Below are 18,795 nucleotides of genomic sequence, written 5' to 3'. Positions count from 1 at the left end.
CCTCGACCTCGCCGACGTCGACGCCGGCCGTGATCCGGCGTCCGTCGAGCGCCGCCGGGTCGATCTGGGTCAGGTCGACGACCATCTTGCCGAGATCGAGGTGGTAGTCGCCGTCCGCGGGCAGCTCCGCTGCGCTGGCGGGCGTGTAGCGCACGTCCTCGCCCTCCCAGTGGTCGGCCGCGGTCGCAACGGCCGTCACCGGGACCAGCAGCAGGCCGAGCAGGATCAGTCCGCCGGCACGACCCCAGAACGAGCCGAGGAGCAGGAGGACCGCGACCACGGTCAGCGCCAGCGCGGGGTACGCCGCCGCGATGACGTGGGTGCCGGCCAGGTCGACCGTGCCCAGCACGCCGAGGGCCAGCGCGATCAGGGGGAGGGCGATCCAGAAGAGCAGCGGGCCCTTCTTGCGAGGGTCACGCACCCAGCGGTAGCCCGTGCGGGGATCGCCGGTGACCTGCCACGCGTTCACGTCGCGGTACTTCTCCGGGTTCGCCTGCGCGTCGGCCTTCAGGCCGGCGGCCGGCCCGGCGGCGTACGCCGCGGCCCAGGCGGGCTGCCCGGTCTCGCCGCCCTGTGCCGTGAAGTGGGCCTGGCGGCGCTCACGTCGACGGAGCACGACGTACGCGACGTAGCCGACGATCGCGAGCGGGATCAGGGGGAAGAAGAGGAAGCCGTCGTGGTTGCCACCCCATCCGCCGAACACGTTGCCGAGGAAGCTCAGTGCCGCGATCACGCCCACGACGACCAGTGCGACGCTGCGGCTGCGCGGGTCGAGGTTGATGGGTGCGGCCTGCTCGTCCTCCTCGGGGACCAGGAGCCAGAGTGCGCCGTACAGGAGCAGGCCCGCGCCGCCGAAGAGGGTGAAGACGACGAAGCCCACCCGGACCAGGATCGGGTCCACGTCGAGGTGGCGGGCCAGGCCGCCGGCGACGCCGGCGATGTGGCGGTCGGTGACGCTGCGGCGCAGCCGGCTGACGTCACGGATGTCGGCGCCGCTGACGCGGGGACCGTACTGCTGCCCGTACTGCTGTCCGTACTGCTGCCCGGGCTGGGGGCCGGAGGCCGGGTCCTGCCCGGAGGCCGGGTCCGGCGGGGTCTCGCCGGCCGGGGGAGTGCTGTTCTCGTCCATGGCTCCAGCCTTCCGTGCCGCAGCCGCCCGGACCATCGGGGACGACCCTGAACCTCTGCCGGGGCTCTCCTGCGGCCCTCGGGGTCGGGTCGGGGGCGATCCCGATCCCGCCACGCGCCCGCGCGTGCCACGATGGCCGCACCATGACCTCCGCTGCCCCCTTCCCGCCCGCAGGCTCCGCTCCGGCGTACGAGCCCCGGCGGGCGTACCGCGACCCCGACGCGGGCTTCCTCGGCGGAGTCGCCGCCGGGATCGCCGCCCATCTCGGTTGGCCGGTCACCTGGGTGCGCGTCGGGTTCGTGCTGCTCGCGCTCGCCAACGGTGCAGGTGTCCTGATGTACGCCGCCCTGTGGCTCTGGCTCCCGGCTGCCTCCACCGCCGAGCCGGCTCCCGGGCTGGCGGCCGCTGAGCGCGGCGGCCGGCGTACGACGCGCCGTGGGCTGGCCGATGTCGGCCCGGCGGTCGCGGTGGTCGCGCTCGGCATCGGAGCGCTCTTCGTGGCGCAGCTGGTCCTCGGCACCGGCCTCGTGCTGTGGGTGCTGGTCCTCGGCCTCGGTGGCGTCGCGCTGATCTGGCGGCAGGCCGACGAGTCGAGCCGCGAGCGGTGGCGCGACAGTTCCGGCCGGATCGATCCCGTACGAGCGCTCGTGGGCGACGGCGGCTGGGCCGGGTGGGCACGCCTCCTGGTCGGCGTGCTGATGCTGCTGACGGCGCTGGTGCTCTTCGCACTGCGCTCGGGCCGGCTCTCGGTCGCGCTCGACGTGCTCGTCGCGACCGGGCTCGGGCTGGTCGGTGTGCTGCTCGTCCTCGGACCCTGGCTGGTCCGCCTGCTCAACGACCTCGGCGCGGAGCGCGCCCAGCGGGTCCGCTCGCAGGAGCGGGCAGACGTCGCGGCGCACCTGCACGACTCGGTGCTACAGACGCTCGCGCTGATCCAGAAGAACGCCGCCGACCCTGCCCAGGTGGCCCGGTTGGCGCGCGCCCAGGAGCGCGACCTGCGGTCGTGGCTCTTCGAGGACGCCGCTCCGTCGGGCTCCCTGTCGGCGGCGCTGGCCGCGCTCGCCGCGGATGTCGAGGCCGACCACAACGTCACCGTCGAAGTGGTCACCGTCGGCGACCTCGTGCTCGGCGAGCGCACGCAGCCGGTCCTGCTGGCCACGCGCGAGGCGGTCGTCAACGCCGCCCGCCACGCCGGCTCGGGCCGCGTCGACGTGTACGCCGAGGCGTCGCCGTCGCAGCTCGAGGTCTTCGTGAAGGACCGCGGTCGAGGCTTCGACCCCGAGGCCGTCGCCGCGGACCGCCACGGCGTACGAGGATCGATCGTGGACCGGATGGAGCGTCACGGGGGCAGTGCCCGGGTGACCTCGCGTCTGGGGGAGGGCACCGAGGTGGTGCTGAAGATGTCACTGGAGGACAAGTAATGAGCACCCGTGTGCTGATCGTCGACGACCACGCGATGTTCCGCGCTGGCGTGCGCTCCGAGCTGGCGGCCGCGCCGTCCGTGGACGTGGTGGCCGAGGCGGAGGACGTCGACTCGGCGGTCGCCGCCGTCCTGGCCCACGCCCCGGAGGTCGTGCTGCTCGACGTCCACCTGCCCGGCGGGGGAGGCGCCGAGGTGATGCGCCGTGTGGGTCCGTCCGCGACCCGGTTCCTCGCCCTGTCGGTGAGCGACGCCGCCGAGGACGTCATCGGCACGATCCGCGCCGGTGCCCGTGGCTACGTCACCAAGACGATCACCGGTCCGGAGCTGGTCAGCGCCATCGCGCGGGTGGCCGGCGGAGACGCGGTCTTCTCGCCGCGGCTGGCGGGTTTCGTGCTCGACGCGTTCGCCGGCACCATCGAGGTCGCTGCGGTCGACGAGGACCTCGACCGGCTCACCGAGCGCGAGCGCGAGGTCATGCGGCTCATCGCGCGCGGCTACTCCTACAAGGAGGTCGCCGGCGAGCTCTTCATCTCGGTGAAGACCGTGGAGACCCACATGTCGGCCGTGCTGCGGAAGCTCCAGCTCTCCAGCCGCCACGAGCTCACGCGCTGGGCGTCGGACCGTCGGCTGCTCTGAGCTCCACGATCGTCCACGGCAGGAAGAGCTGGACCAGCGGACCGATCGCCACGGCGTACAGCACGGTGCCGAGACCGACCTGGCCGCCGAGCAGGAAGCCGACGACGAGCACGCTCACCTCGAGGCTGGTGCGGACCAGCCGGATCGAGCGACCCGTACGCCGGGCGAGGCCGGTCATCAGACCGTCGCGCGGGCCGGGGCCCAGCTGCGCGCCGATGTAGAGCGCGCCGGCGAGGCCGTTGAGGACGATGCCGCCGACGAGGAGGGCACTCCGGGCCAGCAGCCCGTCGGGGGCGGTGAGGAGCGCGAGCGTCACGTCGGTGGCGACGCCGATGAGGACGACGTTGGCGACCGTGCCCAGCCCCGGCATCTGGCGCAGCGGGATCCAGAGCAGCAGGACGAGAGCGCCGACGGCGATCACCACGGTGCCGAAGGAGAGGCCGACGTGGGTCATCACACCGGCATGGAAGACGTCCCACGGGTCGAGCCCGAGGGCACCGCGGATCACCATCGCCATCGAGGCGCCGTAGAGCCAGAGGCCGACGGCAAGCTGGACCAGGCGCCGCGGGAGGCGGCCGGCGCGGAGCTGCTCGCGCGGGGTGAGGGAGGCGAGTGCCCGGGCCGGCGCGGGAGTGGGCCCGAGAACGGGGGACACAGGCGGGACGATCGCGGTCATGGTGCAAGGCTGACCGAAATCGGCCTTGTAAGAAATAGCCAATCGCTGGATAGTGGCCTGTATGAACGCGGTCATGACGGCAGGTCGGATAGCCACCCTGGTCGGCGGCTTCGACCGGAGCCCGGCGTACGCGGGGCTCTCCGACTCGCTCCGTCTCCTGATCGGCGAGGGCCGGATCCCGCTGGGCGCGCGGCTCCCCAGCGAGCGTGACCTCACCGTTGCGCTCGACGTCAGCCGCACCACCGTCACGCGGGCCTACGCCGACCTGCGCGAGCGTGGCTTCGCCGAGGCGCGCACCGGCGCCGGCACCTTCACCTGCCTCCCGGGCGGACGTCGTGCCACCCTCGACCGCGCCCTCGCGCCGCTCCCGGGCACGCCCGAGCTGATCGACCTCAACTGCGCTGCCGGCAGCGCGCCGACGGGGATCGCGGCCCACTACGAGGCGGCGGTGGCCGAGCTCCCGGCGTACCTCGCGGGGCACGGCTACTTCCCGGCCGGCCTGCCCGCGCTGCAGGAGCGGATCGCCGCTGGTTACGCGGCGCGGGGGCTCCCGACCGATCCCGACCAGATCCTCGTGACGCCCGGCGCCCTCTCCGCCACCGCGATCGTCGCGCAGGCCCTCACCTCGCCCGGCGACCGGCTCCTGGTCGACAGTCCGGTCTACCCCAACGCGACCAACGCCCTGGCCAGCCGTGGTGCCCGGCTGGTGACCTCGCCCGTCGACGCGAGCGGCTTCGACATCCCGGGCATGGTGGCGACCGTGCGCCAGGCGGCGCCGCGGGCGGCGTACGTGCTGGCGGACTTCCAGAACCCCACCGGCCACGTGATGACTGCCGACGAGCGCGAGGTGTACGCCGCGGCGCTGCGCCGCAACCGGGTCGTCGCGGTGGTCGACGAGGCGCACCAGGGCCTCGCGCTCGATGCGATCGAGATGCCCCCGCCCTTCGCGACGTTCCTGCCGGACGCGATCACGGTGGGCTCTGCGAGCAAGGAGTTCTGGGGCGGGCTCCGCCTGGGCTGGATCCGGGCGCCGCGGCAGCGGATCGAGCAGATCACCACTGCCCGTCTCGGCATCGACCTGGGCGCGCCCCTGGTGGAGCAGTTGGTGCTCGCGCGGATCCTGGCCGACCCCGAGCCGATCGCCTCCGTCCAGCGCGACCGGCTCCGCGAGCAGCGCGATGCGCTGGTGGCCGCCCTGCGGGAGCGGCTGCCCGACTGGCGCTTCCGCGTGCCCGCGGGCGGACTCTGCCTCTGGGTCGAGCTGCCGGCACCGGTCTCGAGCATGCTCGCCGCCGAGGCCGAGCAGCGCGGCGCGTCCATCGCGCCGGGGCCGGTCTTCGCTGTCGAGGGCGGACTCGAGCGGTTCATCCGGCTGCCGTGGTCCCGCCCGGCCGACGAGCTGCGCGCCGCGGTCGACGTCCTCGCTGACTCCTGGGAGGCTGCCCTGCACGCGGTCGAGCGGCGGCAGCCGGAGCGCGTGCGCGTCGTCTGAGCCCCGTCGGTAGGCTCCCGGTCATGGACATCGTGCGTCAGCTCCTCCTCGTCGTTCACCTGGTCGCGTTCGCGGCACTCCTCGGTGGCCTGCTCGGCCAGGCGAAGGCCACGCAGAAGGCCGTGCACCTCTCGACGATCTGGGGCGCGCGCATCGCGTTCCTCGCCGGCCTCCTCCTGGTGGGCGTCCTCGAGGCGGGCGACGGCGACGTCGACCACGCCAAGGTCGGCGTGAAGCTGCTGGTCGGCCTGGGTGTGGTCGGACTGCTCGAGGCGCGCCGCAAGAAGGGGCTGAGCGACCCCCTCTACTGGCTCGCCGTCGGGCTCACGGTCGCCAACGTCGCGGTGGCTGTCCTCTGGTCGTCCGCGCACGGCGGCTGACCAGACCCGGGACTCAACACGCCAGAACCCGGGGCTCGAACGCACCACAACCCGGGTTTCGGGGAGTGTCGGTGAGCGCCCGTAGGCTGGGCGCAGCATGAACGCTTTCCCCATCCCCGGCCAGTCGTCGTTCCCGATTCCGGGACTCGAGTCCGTCGAGCCAGCACGCACGTCCAGCCGCGAGGCGCTGCTCGAGGGACTCAACGAGCCGCAGCGCGCAGCCGTCATCCATCAGGGGCGGCCACTGCTCGTCGTGGCCGGCGCCGGCTCGGGCAAGACCAGGGTGCTGACCCGCCGCATCGCCTGGCTGGTGCAGGAGCGCAACGCGCATCCCGGCAGCATCCTGGCGATCACCTTCACCAACAAGGCCGCGGCCGAGATGAAGGAGCGCGTCGAGGACCTCATCGGCAAGCGGGCCCGCGTGATGTGGGTGAGCACCTTCCACTCCGCGTGCGTGCGGATCCTGCGGAAGGAGTCCGACAAGCTCGGTTTCAAGAGCAACTTCTCGATCTACGACGCCTCGGACCAGAAGCGGCTCATGCAGCTGGTCCTCAACGACCTCGAGCTCGACCCGAAGAAGTTCCAGCCGCGCGCGGTGCTGGGCTGGGTCTCCAACCAGAAGAACGAGCTCAAGGACCCCGACGACGCCACCAAGGACGCGTCCAACGACTTCGAGCGCGCCTACGCCTCGGCGTACACCAACTACCAGCGTCGCCTGCGCGAGGCCAACGCGCTCGACTTCGACGACCTGCTGATGACGACGGTCCACCTCTTCCAGGCCTTCCCCGACGTGCGCGAGGTCTACCGGCGGCGCTTCCGCCACGTGCTGGTGGACGAGTACCAGGACACCAACCACGCGCAGTACGCCCTGATCCACCAGCTCTGTGCCGACGCGATGGACGAGTCGCGGGCCGGTGGCGATTCCAGTGGGCACCGCATCGAGCCCGCCGAGCTGATGGTCGTCGGTGACGCCGACCAGTCGATCTACGCCTTCCGTGGCGCCAACATCCGCAACATCCTCGACTTCGAGCAGGACTTCCCCGACGCCACGACGATCCTGCTGGAGCAGAACTACCGCTCGACGCAGACCATCCTCGAGGCCGCCAACGCGGTCATCAGCAACAACAAGGGCCGCAAGCCCAAGCGGCTCTGGAGCGACGCGGGCATGGGGGAGAAGGTCGTCGGCTACGTCGCCGACGACGAGCACGACGAGGCCCGCTTCGTCTCCCGCGAGATCGACGCGCTCACCGACACCGGCGACTTCCGCCCGGGCGACGTCGCCGTCTTCTACCGGACCAACGCGCAGAGCCGGGTCTTCGAGGAGATCTTCATCCGCCACGGCATGCCCTACAAGGTCGTCGGCGGCGTCCGCTTCTACGAGCGCAAGGAGATCCGCGACGCGCTGGCCTACCTCCGGATGCTGGCCAACCCCGCCGACGAGATCTCGCTGCGCCGCGTCCTCAACACCCCCAAGCGCGGCATCGGCGACCGCGCCGAGGCCTGCGTCGCGGCGTACGCCGAGCGGGAGCGAGTCACGTTCTGGGAGGCGCTGCTCCGTGCCGACCAGGCGGCGGGGATCGCGACCCGCAGCCTCAACGCGATCCGTGGCTTCACCGACATGGTCCAGGAGCTCCAGTCGATGGTGGCCGCCGACGAGCGGGCTGACGTCATCCTCGAGTCGGTGCTGACCCGCTCGGGCATGCTCGCCGAGCTCGAGGCGTCCGACGATCCGCAGGACGAGACCCGCGTGGAGAACCTCGCCGAGCTCGTCGCTGTCGCGCGCGAGTTCAGTGACGACCCGCAGGCCGGTCCCTCGGCTGACCCTGCCGACGTCGACGCCGGCATCGTCTCGCCCGGTCTCTCGGACTTCCTCGAGCGGGTCGCGCTGGTCGCCGACTCCGACCAGATCCCGGAGTCTCCGGAGGCCGAGGAGAAGGGTGTCGTCACCCTGATGACCCTCCACACCGCCAAGGGCCTGGAGTTCCCCGTCGTCTTCCTCACCGGCATGGAGGACGGCGTCTTCCCGCACATGCGGACGCTCGGCGACCTCACCGAGCTCGAGGAGGAGCGGCGCCTGGCGTACGTCGGGCTGACCCGCGCCGAGAAGCGGCTGCACATCTCCCGCGCCGTGCAGCGCTCGGCCTGGGGTGCGCCGGCGCACAACCCGGCCTCCCGCTTCCTCGACGAGCTCCCCGCGACCCTCGTCGACTGGAAGCGCACCGAGTCGGAGATGACCTCATGGCGCCGTCGGTCGTACGAGGACGCCGGCACCACCTGGGGCTCCGGCACCGGAAGCGGTGGCTCCTTCGGGTCCGCTGCGACGGACCGCGGGCGCCGTGCGTTCGGGTCGGCCGCCTTGCGCCTCGATGCCGCTGCGAAGCAGAAGCAGGCGCGGGCCATCCCGTCGCTGGCCCCTGGTGACCGGGTCACCCACGACTCCTTCGGCCTCGGCACCGTCGTGTCGGTGGAGGGTGCGGCCGAGAAGGCAGTGGCCTCGATCGACTTCGGCAGCGAGGGCGTCAAGCGGCTGCTGCTCCGCTACGCGCCCGTCGAGAAGCTGTAGGGCGCCGCTCTCTACACTCGCGGCATGGGAGCAGGGCACGACCACGGTGGTCACCAGCACGGCGTCTCCGGCGAAGCCGACCGGCGCCTGCTCTGGGGTGCCCTGATCCTCCTGTCGACCTTCATGGCCGGGGAGGTCGTGGTCGCGTTCGCCTCCGGCTCGCTCGCCCTGCTCTCCGACGCCGCCCACATGCTCTCCGACGTCGGTGCGATCGCTGCGGCGCTCTGGGCGATGCGCCTGGCCGCGCGGCCCGCGTCGCTGGTGTGGACCTACGGCTTCAAGCGCGCCGAGATCCTCGCCGCCGCCGTCAACGGCATCACCTTGCTCGTCGTCGCCGGCATGCTCACCGTCGAGGCCGTACGCCGGCTTGCCGACCCGCCCGAGGTCGCCGGCGGCGCCGTCGTCGTCGTCGCCCTCATCGGCTGCGTGGTCAACATCGCCGCGGTCGCGCTCCTCGCCCGAGCCAACCGCTCCAGCCTCAACGTCGAGGGCGCCTACCAGCACGTGCTGACCGACCTCTACGGCTTCATCGGCACCGCGGTCGCCGGTGTCGTCATCATGACCACCGGCTGGATGCCCGCCGACACGATCGCCACCCTGCTCGTGGTGGTCCTGATGGTCCACGCTGCCTGGGGCCTGCTGCGGCAGTCCGGGCGTGTGCTGCTCGAAGGGGCACCCGACCACGTCGAACTCGCCGCGGTCCGTGCCGACCTGCTGGCCGTCGACCACGTCCTCGACGTGCACGACCTGCACGCGTGGACGATCACCTCGGGGCTGCCCGCGCTGACGGCGCACCTCGTCGTCGAGGACGGGTGCTTCCAGGACGGACACACGGCTTCCTTGCTCGCTGAGGTGCAGCAGGCGTTGCACGCGAAGTTCGACGTCGAGCACTCGACGTTCCAGTTCGAGCCGGTGGCGCACGCCAGTTCGGAGACCGGCCGGCACTGACCGCCGAGGCGGCGCGTACTTGCAGCCGGGGGGTGTCGAGGCGGCGCGTACTTTCAGCCGCGGGGGCGCCGCCGCGGCGGTCGGCACTAACGCGCCCTGAATGGCACTACCGCGCCGCTGTGCGGGCGCGGAAGTGCCACTAACTCCGCGTTACACGTGGGGCGTCGGGGGCGCGTCCGCCGCCGCCGACGCTCGCTGCGCTAGCGGGGCTCTCCGGTCGGCTCCGTCCCTGCGGCCGCCGACGCTCGCTGCGCTCGCGCGGCTCTCCACGTCAGGTCTCGGCAGCGGTCACCTCGCCGAGGCGTCGCTTCCCCGCATCACTCGCTGCGCTCGCTCGCAGGGAACCGACGCCTCGGCTCCTACGCGGACGTTCGGCTGGTCGCCAACGGCGCCACGCCTGCAGTCGCTGCGCTCCTTACGGAGTGGCGCCGTTGGCGACCAGCGCGGCGTACGGGTCAACCGCGTCGCCACCGCCGGGGTGGACCTCGAGGTGCACGTGGGGGCCGGTGGAGTGGCCGGTGTTGCCGGAGTAGGCGATCACGTCGCCCACCTTGACCTCGGCGCCGACCGAGGTCGCGAGCGAGCTGTTGTGGCAGTACTTCAGCTCGGTGCCGTCCTCGAGCCGGAGCTCGACCATGTAGCCGCAGCCACCGGCGTACTGCGCGGAGATGACGGTGCCACTGGCGACCGCGAAGACGGGGCTGCCGGACGGCGTGGCGAAGTCGAGGCCGGTGTGGCCGTAGCCACGCCAGGCGTAGCCCTCGCCGAAGCCCTCGGAGATCCGGTAGGTGCCGGCCGTGAGGGGCAGGACCCAGCGGTTGGCCGCGAGCTCGTCGGCGTGCGACTGCGCGGCCTTGGCGAGCTGGCCGAGCGCGGTGCTGCGCTCCTGGGCCTGCGCCTCGGCGGCAGCCTCGAGCCGCGTCGAGGAGGCCGTGGCCAGCGCGTCGCGGGCGGAGTCACGCGAGACGAGCTCGGCGCGCTCCTCCTCGAGAGAGGACGTGGAGACGACGCTCTCGCCGCCGAGGGCGTTGGCCGGCGCGGCGAAGCGCGCGGGAGCGGCGTCGTTGGTGACGTTGCTGCTGTCCGCCGCAGCCGCGCTCACAGCACCGGTAGCGGAGACCGAGAGTGCGGCGACACCCAGGAGGACCGGGGCGGAGGGGAGGCCGCTGACGAGCGGGCCGCGCGGCGCGCCGTGCTTGGCGGCGCGGCGCTTACCGGCGCCTGCGTAGCCGGCCGAGGTGGTGACGTCACCGCGTTGCGCAACGCGTGCACCACGGGGTGCTCGGTGGTCGCCCATCAGTGAAATCCTCTGTTCGGGAACGAGACAGCGGGGACGACTCTAAGCGAAACCTCCGCGGCCTACCCAATCTTCGGAGCTTCCATGTGGAGAGAAAATGGAGAGGGCCGCTCGCTGGTTGTGCATTCGTGAACGCCGCCAAGCGCAGAATCCGACCGTTCGGCGTGAGTCCGTGAGGTCAGGTGTGGGATCGACCACGTTCAGCGTCCATGATGGGGTCCGCATGGTCGTCCGGCGTACGGCGGGTCTACTGTGCCTCGAAGGAATCCCCGGACTCATACGCAACGACAAGGACTGGGTGGATCGTGGACCTGATGGAGTACCAGGCGAAGGAACTCTTCGCCAAGCATGGCGTGACCACCACCCTCGGTGTGGTCGTCGAGACGGCTGAGGACGCTCGCAAGGCGGCCGAGGAGCTGGGTGGCGTGACCGTCATCAAGGCTCAGGTCAAGGCCGGCGGCCGCGGCAAGGCGGGTGGCGTCAAGCTCGCCAAGACGCCCGACGAGGCCTTCGAGCACGCCACCAACATTCTGAACCTGACGATCAAGGACCTGCCGGTCAACCGCGTCCTGGTCACCCCGGCCACGCCGCCGCAGGAGGAGTACTACTTCTCGTTCCTGCTGGACCGCTCGAACCGTCAGTACCTCTGCATCGCGTCCGTCGAGGGTGGTGTCGAGATCGAGGAGGTCGCGAAGACCAACCCCGACGCCGTGAAGAAGATCGCGATCGACCCCGGCACGGGTGTCGACGCCGCCAAGGCGCGTGAGATCGCGACGGAGGCCGGCTTCCCCGAGGCCGTCTTCGAGCAGGCCGTGACGATGATCGAGAAGCTCTACACGGTCTTCGTCGAGGAGGACGCGACCCTGGTCGAGGTCAACCCGCTGGCGCGCCTCGAGGGCGACAAGCTGGAGGCCCTCGACGGCAAGGTCTCGCTCGACGAGAACGCCTCCGAGGTCCGTCACCCCGACCACGAGGCCTTCGAGATCAAGGAAGAGGCCGACCCGCTCGAGGCGAAGGCCAAGGAGCTCGGCCTCAACTACGTCAAGCTCGACGGCCAGGTCGGCATCATCGGCAACGGCGCGGGCCTCGTCATGAGCACCCTCGACGTCGTCGCGTACGCCGGTGAGAACCACGGCGGCGTGAAGCCGGCCAACTTCCTGGACATCGGCGGTGGCGCCAACGCCCAGGTGATGGCCAACGGCCTCGACGTCATCCTCAACGACGAGCAGGTCAAGTCTGTCTTCGTCAACGTCTTCGGCGGCATCACCGCCTGTGACGAGGTCGCCAACGGCATCAAGGGCGCGCTCGAGCTCCTCGGTGACAAGGCCACCAAGCCGCTCGTCGTCCGCCTCGACGGCAACAACGTCGAGCTGGGTCGCCAGATCCTCAACGAGCTGAACCACCCGCTCGTGACGCAGGTGGACACCATGGACGGCGCGGCCGACAAGGCCGCCGAGCTGGCGAACGCCTGAGATAGGGATTCAGAAGACTTATGAGCATCTACCTCAACGCTGACAGCAAGATCATCGTCCAGGGCATCACCGGCGGCATGGGTGCCAAGCACACCGCCCTGATGATGGACTCCGGCGCGACGATCGTCGGCGGTGTCAACGCCCGCAAGGCCGGCACCACCGTCACCCACAAGGACGCCACGGGCACCGACGTCGAGCTGCCGGTCTTCGGCACCGTCGCGGAGGCCATGAAGGAGACCGGCGCCAACGTGTCGGTCCTCTTCGTCCCGCCGGCGTTCACGAAGGCCGCGGCCATCGAGGCGATCGACGCCGAGATGCCGCTCATCGTGGTCATCACCGAGGGCGTCCCGGTGCAGGACACGGCCGAGGTCTGGTCGTACCTGCAGGGCAAGTCCACCCGCATGATCGGCCCGAACTGCCCCGGCATCATCACGCCGGGCGAGTCGCTGGCCGGCATCACGCCGCACACCATCACCGGCAAGGGCCCGGTCGGTCTCGTCTCCAAGTCGGGCACGCTGACCTACCAGATGATGTACGAGCTGAAGGACTTCGGCTTCACCACCGCCATCGGCATCGGCGGCGACCCGATCGTGGGCACCACCCACATCGACGCCCTCCAGGCCTTCGAGGAGGACCCGGAGACCAAGGTCATCGTCATGATCGGCGAGATCGGTGGCGACGCCGAGGAGCGCGCGGCCGACTACATCAAGGCCAACATCACCAAGCCGGTCGTCGGCTACGTCGCTGGCTTCACCGCCCCCGAGGGCAAGACCATGGGCCACGCCGGCGCCATCGTCTCGGGCTCCGCGGGCACCGCCGCCGCCAAGCAGGAGGCCCTCGAGGCCGTCGGCGTGAAGGTCGGCAAGACGCCGTCCGCCACCGCTGCCCTGGCGCGCGAGATCCTGGTCGGCCTGGGCATCGAGCCCAACGCCTGATCCAGGCTCCCAGCAGTACGACGAAGGCCCCCGGGTTCGCTCCCGGGGGCCTTCGCCTTTTTCGCCGTGTGCCACTGCGGCGGCCGGACCCAGCAGGCTAGGCCGTGCAGGTGGCGTCGTCGTGGACGAGGGCGAGGGAGACGACCTCGCCCTCGAAGAGCGTGAACTCCCACTGCCCCGGCCCGTCGAGCCGGACGACGGCGCGCTCGGCGTCGGCCTGCCCGGTGAACGTCGCCGTCGGGTAGGCATCCTGCAGGGCTGCCTTGCTGGATCCCGTCTTGATGCCCTCGGGAGTGCCCTCGCCCAGCGCGTCGACGACGCTCGCCACGCCGATCCCTTCCTGGTACATCGCCCCCTCCATGTGGCCGCCACCCGGGGGCAGCAGTCCGCGGCAGTCGCCGGTGCCGGTGAGGCTCCAGCCGGCCGACTCGACCTGTGCCAGGTCCTCGCCGAGCCGGAGGCCGCCGAGGCTCGGGCCGAAGCCACCGTCCGCACCGGCGGTCTCCGAGGGCTCCGCGTCGTCGCCGCAACCGGCCTGGGTGAACGCGCACATCACCGCGATGGGCGTCGCCAGGCGCTGGCTCAGCTCCTGGATGCCCTCAGCGTTGGGGTAGCCGGCATGTCCGCCGTGCTCCTCGACGAGGACGGCACGGCCGACGCGGACGACGAGCAGTGTGCTCCCGAACGGGGTCTGGCCTCCGTCGAACGTGGCGCGGTCGAGGATCGCCCAGGACTCACCGCCGAGTGTCAGCTTCTGCACCTCATGCTCGGAGGTGTACCCCTCGGCATCCGGTCCATCGCTGGGGCAGTCCTTGAACGCCTGCACGAGGGCGCGGGAGGCGGCGACGGCGGACTCGGCGTCGGCGTACGTCGTGAGCTGGCGTGTGCGGTAGTCCTCGGCGCTCTCGTAGCGGCCCAGGAGCCGGTCGCGGGGCTCGAGGTCCGGGACGGGCGCCCCACAGGCCTCGAGGGCGATCGGTTCGATGGTGCGGTTCGGGCCGACGTAGCCCTTCTCGCCGCGTTCGGAGCGCTCGGGGAAGCCGTCCATGAGCGGGAAGTCGTCGGCGATCTCCTTGACGGCCGGGTCCGGGTCGGTGCCCGGAGTCTCCGTCGGGCTAGGGGAGGCGCAGCCACTCGCCGACCAACCGCACATCGCGGGGGCGATCGCCTCGGTGACCGCGCTCTGCCCGGCCACATCGCCCCCGCCCTCGCCGATCCAGGCGACCTGCAGCACGGCCCGGCCGACGCGGGTCAGCTGGAAGGTCCGGCCCCCCATCGCCTCCTGCACGCCCTGGCGGTAGGTCGCGGTGGCGAAGCCGGTGTCGGCGGGCAGCGCCGTCCAGGTCAGCGTCCCGCCGGTGCCCGCGCCGGTGCCGGGATCGGTGGTGCAGCCCTCGACCGCCGCGGCTGCCGCCGCCATGGCTGCGGCAGCAGCGCTCTCGTCGGCATACAGCAGGAGCTGGCGGTGGTCGCGGAACTCGTCGCCCTCGTTGGCGAAGCCGAGCCGGTCGGTGACGGGGCGCGACGCGAGCGGGTCACGGCCACACGGCAGCGGCTGCTCGACGGTGACGCCGGCAGCAGGCCCGGAGCGCTGACCGTTCTCGCCGAAGTCGTAGGCCTCACGGTCGAGCGGGAAGTCGGCGGGGATCGTCGCGGGGCCGGCTGACGTCGACGTCCCCGGCGGCACCGCGCCGCCGGAGCCGTCGCGAGCGGCGTACAGCCCGGCGGGGACGACCACGGCGAGGACGGCGGCGACACCGGTGACCGAGGCCACCGCCGTACGGCGTGCCCGACGGCGGTCGCCGAGCCGGCGGACCTCCGTGGCCGGGAGTGGGTCGACGGGGCCACCGGTGCCGAAGGAGGCGAGCTGCTGGAGGGGGTCGCGGTCAGGCATGGCTGGCTCCCGGTGTGGACGGAGCGGACGCTGGGGACGGCTCGGTGGGGTCGAGCAGGGCGGCGAGGGCGGCGCGGCCGCGCGAGAGGCGGGCCTTGATGGTGCCTTCGGGGACGCCGACCTCGCGGGCGACCGCCTGGACGGGCAGGTCGCAGAGGTGGTGGAGGACGAGCGCCTGGCGCTGCGCCTCGGGGAGCTGGCGCAGCGCGGCGATCAGCGCGACGCGTGACTCGTCGACGGCATCGGTCCAGGCGGCGGGGGAGACGGCCCGGTCGGCCGGGCGCCGGCTGAGCCTGACTCGGCGCCAGCGGCTGACGGCGAGGCGGTAGGCGGTGGTCCGGACCCATGCCTCGGGGTGGTCGGCCCGCTCGAGCACGCGCCGGTGCTGCCAGGCACGGACGAACGCCTCCTGCACGCATTCCTGGGCCTCGTCGCGGTTGCCGATCAGGGCATGGAGCTGCCCGGTCAGGCGCGCGAAGGAGGCGGTGTAGAACGCGTCGAACTCCGACTCATCCATCGCGCTGCCCCCGTTCCTCGTGCTGTCGAGCTCTGCTGTCGACGGGGATACGCGCGGAGGAGCCGTCCGGTTGCATCCGGCTCCATCCTCCTGCAGAAATCAGGCAGGCGGGAGGTTCTGCAGGCGGAGCAGTGCCCGCTCGGCGAGCTTCAGGAACGCGCCCTGCTCGATCCGGGCCTTCTCCACGGGCACGAAGCCGACCTGGGCGACGACAGGGCCGCGGCGCACCACGGAGAGCCAGAAGTCGACCGAGCGGTTGTCGGAGACCTCGATCGTGATCCGCCACGCGTGGATCGCGCCCCTCGCGCCCTTCGGCTGGTGGCGGATCTCCTCGACGGACGCGGAGAGGTTGCGGTCCTCACAGGAGCGCATCCGCTTCTCGATGCCGTCGACGAACGCCTTCGCCTGTGCGCCGTTGCGGAAACGGCCGATCGTCTCGCTGAGGCCGAACTGCGCGGGGAGACGGGCCTGCGGCATGAGGAAGGTGCGCGTCGACGAGGAGGCCACCGCGCGGCCGGCGAACGAGGCTCGGTCGCAGGTCGTCGCGGCCGGGTTGGTCGTGGCCGCGCTGGGAGCCGTCCCGACCCAGGCCTGCGGGACCCCGGACACGGGCGGCAGGTCGACCGCCTGGAGCATGCCGCGTGCCGAGGGCCCGGGCGGGGGAGCGCTGGCGACGTGGCGCGGGGTCGTCGCGCAGGTGCCGCCTCCTTCGGCGCCGCACAGGCGGTCGACGGCGTTGCCGACCGCGGCCAGGAAGGCGGGCAGAGCGGGAGGACGCGGGTCGGCGACGTCGCGTGCGAGCGTGGTCACGAGCGAGCCGGTGCGCGTCACGGCGATCGTCCAGGTGGTGACCGGCTTCGCCCAGTCGCGGACGACGAGCAGCGCACCCTGGTCACCCGCTCCGCTCAGCCGGTAGGTGTCGATCAGCTGCATGCGCTTGCCGGCGCAGTCGGAGAACCAGCCCAGCACGTCGGCGTACGCCGCGGTGGCGGCCTCGTCGTCGGCAGAGCGCTCCACGACCTGGACCAGCCCCGTGGCGGCCGACTTCTTCGGCACGAGAGGTGCCTTGAAGTGTCGTACGAGAGCAGCCAGCGCCTCGGGGTCGGCGTACCGCCGCGGCTGGCAGGGGAGGTTGAGACCGGTGCCTTCGGTGTTGTTGCCGGTGCCGGTCTCGTCGAGCGGGCGGGCCGCGAGCCGGGTGACGTCGGCACCCGCGAGGAGGTCGGCCGGGTCGAGGTGGACCACGGCGTCGGGTGCGTCGGGGCCGGGGGCGTCCGCGCCTCGCGGGCCGGTGATGCTCGCGGTCACCGGCGCGTCGTGGCTGACCGCGAACCCCGCGCCGACGGTGACGGCACCCGCGAGGGCGACGCCCAGGCTGGTGTGGGCCCGGCGGCGGGCAGTGCCGGTGCGGCGGATGATCGACGAGCGCGGAAGGCGGAGCACCTCGAGCGGCGTGCCGAGGTCCTGCAGGGTGGCGTCGACCTCGGAGGGCTCGACGTCGCGGTGGATCGCGAACTGGGCCTCGGCCAGGCGCAGCTGTCGCGCCGCGCTGGCCTCGGTCAGGCCGATCTCGTGGCAGAACTCGTCGCTGTCGAGACCGGCGAGCACGTGGAGGAGGAGGGCGCGGCGCTGGATGGCGGTGAGCTCGTCGAGAGCGTCGAGGGTGGCGCGGTGCTCCGGGGCGAGCGAGCCCTCGCGGCGCCAGAAGTGAGCGGTGTGGCGCCGCTGGGCGTGCTGCCAGGCGACCGGTCGGACCCAGGCCTCGGGGTCGTCCTGCCGCGAGACCTTGTGCCAGTGGTGCCACGCGGCGACGAAGCCGTCGCGCACGGCACGCTTCGCGGCCCCGAGGTCGCCGGTGAGCGCGAACGCCTGGAGGAGCAGGCGCTGGCGCGCGGCGGCGTAGAACGCGTCGAACTGTGCGGGGTCTCGCATGGCGTCGCCCAACCTACCGGGTGGCTCCGGGATCGCCTCGGCGCGTCCTCGTCGCTGCGGTCGTCGCGACCGGGGAGGATGGGGCCGTCATGTCGAGCCGCAGCACGTTCTCCGCCTCCCGCCCTTCACCGACCTCGCCGGAGGGGGAGACCCAGCGCTCCCTGGCGCTGGTCGCCCTTCGCGGCGGCGTCCTGGCCGCCGCGGTGCCGCTGGGCATCCTGATGATGGCAGCGCTGGTCGGCTGGTTCCTGACCGACGGCGGTGCCCACGGGGCGCCCCGCGATGCGCTCCGGGTGGGGGCACTCGGCTGGCTGATGGCCCACGGCTCCGGCATCCACGTCCACGGCTCCGCGATCACCGCTCTGCCGCTCGGCCTCACCACGCTCGTCGCGTACGCCGTGTGGCGCGGCGGGCAGCGCACCGGTGAGCAGCTCTCGAGCCACGGCCCCGACGCGTACGCGCTGGCCGACGGCGAGCGCGACCTCACCGTGCCTGCCGGTGCGACGATCTTCACCGTCGCCTACGTGCTCACCGCGATCGTCGTGGCCGTCGTCGCCGGGTCCATCGAGACACAGCCGTCGCTCGGTGCCGTCCTGCTGGGGAGCCTGCTCCTCGCGGGCGGTGTCGGGGGCGCCGGGGTCGCCGCTGGCTCCGGGCGGGCTGCCGTGTGGCTCGGGCGCGTGCCCGAGCCGGTGCGCGACACCCTCGCGGTCGCGGTGCGCATGCTGGCCTGGCTGCTGGCCCTCTCCACGCTCGTCTTCCTGACCGCGCTGGTGATCGACGGGGGTGCGGCGCTCAGCGTGCTCTCGCAGCTCGGCACCGACCTCACCGGCGGCACGGCGTACGTCCTGCTGAGCCTGCTCGTCCTCCCCAACGCGGCGGTCTTCGCAGGCTCCTACCTCCTCGGTCCGGGCTTCACGGTCGGCACCGACACGATTGTCTCCCCGACGTTGGTCGCGCTCGGTCCGGTCCCGATGTTCCCGCTGCTCGCGGCCCTTCCCGACAACGGCGCAACGCCGGTCTGGACGCCGTTCCTCATCGCCCTGCCGCCGGTGGCCGCCGCCGTCGCGGTGGCCCGCTCGCGCCACCGTCGCCCCACCACCGACTGGGACGTCGGCGCCGTGCGCGGCCTCTCCGCGGGTGTGGTCGCCGCCGTCTTCTTCACGGTCCTGGCCGCGCTGGCGGGCGGGGCGGTCGGCCCGGGCCGGATGGAGACGGTGGGGCCGCTCGTCGGCTCGACCCTCGTCCACGGCATCGTCGCGCTCGGCATCGGTGGCCTCGTGGGTGGCCTGGTCGGCACCTGGCTGACCCGGCGCAACCCGCCGCCCGTGGTCGTCGTGAGCGGCCCCGCCGACCCGGACGCGGAGCCGACCGTGGTCGTCGGCCGCGGGGCATCCGACGCGAAGGCCCGGCCGAAGGTCGACCCGAAGGCCGAGGCGCAGGCGGAGGAGACCGAGGCCACGGTCGCGGTCGACGTGTCGGCGGGTGCGGAGACCTCTGG

At 72.4% G+C, this 18,795-nt stretch carries 15 protein-coding genes; 9 read left to right on the top strand and 6 right to left on the bottom strand.

What is annotated here, in order from left to right; genetic code table 11:
- The coding region (locus VLF38_RS16785; protein WP_325272384.1) for a PspC domain-containing protein at positions 1 to 1,129 on the bottom strand (1,129 nt) is incomplete at its 3' end.
- Positions 1,130 to 1,272: 143 nt separating this feature from the next.
- Here VLF38_RS16785 and VLF38_RS16780 point away from each other — a divergent pair.
- On the top strand, positions 1,273 to 2,550 hold the full coding sequence (locus tag VLF38_RS16780) for a PspC domain-containing protein (RefSeq protein ID WP_325272383.1): 1,278 nt from the start codon (positions 1,273 to 1,275) through the stop codon (positions 2,548 to 2,550).
- Entirely contained in the window at positions 2,550 to 3,188 is a 639-nt protein-coding gene (locus VLF38_RS16775; RefSeq protein WP_325272382.1) for a response regulator transcription factor, read from the top strand. The genes VLF38_RS16780 and VLF38_RS16775 overlap by 1 nt, the downstream gene beginning before the upstream one ends.
- On the opposite strand, the gene VLF38_RS16770 is transcribed toward VLF38_RS16775, so the two are convergent.
- Entirely contained in the window at positions 3,154 to 3,864 is a 711-nt protein-coding gene (locus VLF38_RS16770) for a hypothetical protein (protein ID WP_325272381.1), read from the bottom strand. The genes VLF38_RS16775 and VLF38_RS16770 overlap by 35 nt on opposite strands.
- A gap of 61 nt (positions 3,865 to 3,925) precedes the next feature.
- Between VLF38_RS16770 and VLF38_RS16765 the strand changes: the two genes are divergently transcribed.
- The 4 genes from VLF38_RS16765 to VLF38_RS16750 all read left to right on the top strand — a co-directional run bounded on the left by VLF38_RS16765 (position 3,926) and on the right by VLF38_RS16750 (position 9,247).
- Entirely contained in the window at positions 3,926 to 5,356 is a 1,431-nt protein-coding gene (locus tag VLF38_RS16765) for a PLP-dependent aminotransferase family protein (RefSeq protein ID WP_325272380.1), read from the top strand.
- A gap of 23 nt (positions 5,357 to 5,379) precedes the next feature.
- Positions 5,380 to 5,736: a hypothetical protein gene (locus VLF38_RS16760; RefSeq protein ID WP_325272379.1), complete on the top strand. Its 357-nt coding sequence runs from the start codon at positions 5,380 to 5,382 to the stop codon at positions 5,734 to 5,736.
- A 97-nt stretch (positions 5,737 to 5,833) separates the two neighbouring features.
- The gene (gene pcrA / locus VLF38_RS16755) at positions 5,834 to 8,299 is read left to right on the top strand and encodes a DNA helicase PcrA (RefSeq protein WP_325272378.1); all 2,466 of its coding nucleotides are present in this window, start codon (positions 5,834 to 5,836) and stop codon (positions 8,297 to 8,299) included.
- 24 nt (positions 8,300 to 8,323) lie between these two features.
- Positions 8,324 to 9,247: a cation diffusion facilitator family transporter gene (locus VLF38_RS16750; RefSeq protein WP_325272377.1), complete on the top strand. Its 924-nt coding sequence runs from the start codon at positions 8,324 to 8,326 to the stop codon at positions 9,245 to 9,247.
- 415 nt (positions 9,248 to 9,662) lie between these two features.
- Here VLF38_RS16750 and VLF38_RS16745 read toward each other — a convergent pair whose 3' ends face one another.
- A complete protein-coding gene (locus tag VLF38_RS16745; RefSeq protein ID WP_325272376.1) occupies positions 9,663 to 10,544 on the bottom strand; it encodes a M23 family metallopeptidase in 882 nt (293 codons plus the stop codon).
- Positions 10,545 to 10,849: 305 nt separating this feature from the next.
- Here VLF38_RS16745 and sucC point away from each other — a divergent pair, with 305 nt between their 5' ends.
- Together sucC and sucD are read left to right on the top strand one after the other, a co-directional pair.
- Positions 10,850 to 12,016 (top strand): ADP-forming succinate--CoA ligase subunit beta, encoded by a 1,167-nt coding sequence (gene sucC / locus VLF38_RS16740; protein ID WP_325272375.1) that lies wholly within the window; start codon positions 10,850 to 10,852, stop codon positions 12,014 to 12,016.
- A 20-nt stretch (positions 12,017 to 12,036) separates the two neighbouring features.
- A complete protein-coding gene (gene sucD, locus VLF38_RS16735) occupies positions 12,037 to 12,951 on the top strand; it encodes a succinate--CoA ligase subunit alpha (protein WP_325272374.1) in 915 nt (304 codons plus the stop codon).
- A gap of 97 nt (positions 12,952 to 13,048) precedes the next feature.
- Here the strand turns inward: sucD and VLF38_RS16730 are convergent, their stop codons facing one another.
- From VLF38_RS16730 to VLF38_RS16720, 3 genes are all read right to left on the bottom strand, one after another.
- Complete coding sequence (locus VLF38_RS16730; protein WP_325272373.1) at positions 13,049 to 14,845, bottom strand: hypothetical protein; 1,797 nt, start codon at positions 14,843 to 14,845, stop codon at positions 13,049 to 13,051.
- Positions 14,838 to 15,362: a SigE family RNA polymerase sigma factor gene (locus VLF38_RS16725; RefSeq protein ID WP_325272372.1), complete on the bottom strand. Its 525-nt coding sequence runs from the start codon at positions 15,360 to 15,362 to the stop codon at positions 14,838 to 14,840. The genes VLF38_RS16730 and VLF38_RS16725 overlap by 8 nt, the downstream gene beginning before the upstream one ends.
- 99 nt (positions 15,363 to 15,461) lie before the next feature.
- Complete coding sequence (locus tag VLF38_RS16720) at positions 15,462 to 17,294, bottom strand: hypothetical protein (RefSeq protein ID WP_325272371.1); 1,833 nt, start codon at positions 17,292 to 17,294, stop codon at positions 15,462 to 15,464.
- Positions 17,295 to 17,383: 89 nt separating this feature from the next.
- Here VLF38_RS16720 and VLF38_RS16715 point away from each other — a divergent pair.
- Positions 17,384 to 18,795, top strand: a 1,412-nt coding sequence (locus tag VLF38_RS16715; RefSeq protein WP_325272370.1) for a DUF6350 family protein, incomplete at its 3' end; no start/stop codon positions are given.

Origin of the sequence: Nocardioides sp., assembly GCF_035481145.1 — a bacterium.
Lineage (GTDB): Bacteria > Actinomycetota > Actinomycetes > Propionibacteriales > Nocardioidaceae > Nocardioides.
This window is presented reverse-complemented; position numbering and strand designations above follow the sequence as displayed.